Source organism: Fructilactobacillus fructivorans, assembly GCF_001434095.1.
Classification (GTDB): domain Bacteria; phylum Bacillota; class Bacilli; order Lactobacillales; family Lactobacillaceae; genus Fructilactobacillus; species Fructilactobacillus fructivorans.
In genome coordinates this window covers 1-1,325 of the sequence record NZ_AZDS01000010.1, presented here as the reverse complement: position 1 = coordinate 1,325, position 1,325 = coordinate 1, and the positions used below count along the sequence as shown (strand labels likewise).

Annotated in this window: 2 rRNA genes; both read left to right on the top strand. The window is 52.1% G+C overall.

The features are described 5' to 3' along the window. Positions 1-1,136 (top strand): 23S ribosomal RNA (locus tag FC73_RS06840); the annotation flags it as partial. A gap of 72 nt (positions 1,137-1,208) precedes the next feature. After that, positions 1,209-1,325: ribosomal RNA gene (gene rrf / locus FC73_RS06835) — 5S ribosomal RNA — on the top strand.

Sequence of the window (1,325 nt, the reverse complement as noted above, 5' to 3'; positions counted from 1 at the left end):
CCCAGACGACTGTTTATCAAAAACACAGGTTTCTGCAAAATCGTAAGATGACGTATAGGGGCTGACGCCTGCCCGGTGCTGGAAGGTTAAGTGGAAGAGTTAGCTTCGGCGAAGCTCCGAAATGAAGCCCCAGTAAACGGCGGCCGTAACTATAACGGTCCTAAGGTAGCGAAATTCCTTGTCGGGTAAGTTCCGACCCGCACGAAAGGCGTAACGATCTGGGCACTGTCTCAACGAGAGACTCGGTGAAATTAAGATACCTGTGAAGAAGCAGGTTACCCGCGACAGGACGGAAAGACCCCATGGAGCTTTACTGTAGCTTGATATTGGGTGTTTGCACAGCTTGTACAGGATAGGTAGGAGCCATTGAAACCGGAGCGCTAGCTTCGGCGGAGGCGTCATTGGGATACTACCCTTGCTATGTGAACACTCTAACCCTGAGCACTCAACGTGCTCGGAGACAGTGTCTGGTTGGCAGTTTGACTGGGGCGGTCGCCTCCCAAATAGTAACGGAGGCGCCCAAAGGTTCCCTCAGAATGGTTGGAAATCATTCATAGAGTGTAAAGGCAGAAGGGAGCTTGACTGCGAGACATACAGGTCGAGCAGGGACGAAAGTCGGGCTTAGTGATCCGGTGGTACCATATGGAAGGGCCATCGCTCAACGGATAAAAGCTACCCTGGGGATAACAGGCTTATCTCCCCCAAGAGTTCACATCGACGGGGAGGTTTGGCACCTCGATGTCGGCTCATCGCATCCTGGGGCTGTAGTTGGTCCCAAGGGTTGGGCTGTTCGCCCATTAAAGCGGTACGCGAGCTGGGTTCAGAACGTCGTGAGACAGTTCGGTCCCTATCCGTCGCGGGCGCAGGAAATTTGAGAGGAGCTATCCCTAGTACGAGAGGACCGGGATGGACATACCGCTGGTGTACCAGTTGCGCCGCCAGGCGCACAGCTGGGTAGCTATGTATGGACGAGATAAACGCTGAAAGCATCTAAGTGTGAAACTCGCCTCGAGATGAGATTTCCCATTCCTTTATGGAAGTAAGACCCCTGAAAGATGATCAGGTAGATAGGTTAGAAGTGGAAGCGTAGTGATACGTGAAGCGGACTAATACTAATCGGTCGAGGACTTAACCAAGCAAAAAGAAGTGGAAGTTAATCGGGCAGAGAAGATATTATCTAGTTTTGAGAGAACGAAGTTCTTTCTAAGTGTGGTGGCGAAAGCCTGAAGGATACACCTGTTCCCATGCCGAACACAGAAGTTAAGCTTCAGCACGCCAAGAGTAGTTGGGGGATCGCCCCCTGCAAGGGTAGGACGTTGCCACGC